1 protein-coding gene is annotated in these 704 nt (G+C 35.5%); it reads right to left on the bottom strand.

The features are described from left to right. Nucleotides 1–669 (bottom strand): transposase (locus KTQ83_RS11920; protein ID WP_217285061.1); only part of this gene is annotated, 669 nt, incomplete at its 3' end. Nucleotides 670–704 lie beyond the last annotated feature (35 nt).

Below are 704 nucleotides of genomic sequence, written 5' to 3'. Positions count from 1 at the left end.
ATATACTTCATACATGTCTGAACAGGCGTATTTTACCTTTTTGCGTTCTTCTAAAGGGATCTTTTGAAAGTAGTTTAAAAGATATTCCTTTTTACGATTTGGAAGAACATCAACAGGAATCTGTTTTTTAAAATCAAGCAGGACACAGACATATTTACTCTTTTCGGATTTGAAGGCATATACCTCATCAAAATTAATGATTTCCGGGAGCGGGTTTCTGCCAATATCCACATGATTATCAAAGATAGTGGATACAGAAGTTGGAGAAACATGATATCGTCTGGCAACAGAAGTAAATGTCTCATTAAAATCTTTCAGATCCTTCAGAATATTATGCACAGTAAGAATCGATATTTTCTGGGATTTGAAGACAAAAGGATTGAATTCATAATAGGTCTTTCCACAACATGAGCATTTGTAGCGTCTTGCCCTGTATTTTATTATGCATTTCTGTGTGGTAAGAGCCGAATGAGTGATCTCCTTGGTTACATATTCCTTGATTTTAGGCGCAGTAAACCCACAGTAAGGACAAGCCTGATGTTTGTCTGCAAGAGTCACAACAAGAACCATCATCTTATTGAACGTAGTACAGAGAATATTGGCAATATCATCAGGATTCAGGTGAAAAAGATTGATTAACAGCAGCTTGAAAGCATCATTTTCGATCATAAGATCATCTCCTTTCTGATTTCAATGACATAATA

The organism is Holdemanella porci, assembly GCF_019052655.1.
GTDB lineage: Bacteria > Bacillota_I > Bacilli_A > Erysipelotrichales > Erysipelotrichaceae > Holdemanella > Holdemanella hominis.
Note: the sequence above shows the minus strand (reverse complement) of the source record. Positions and strands in the feature narration are given on the sequence as shown.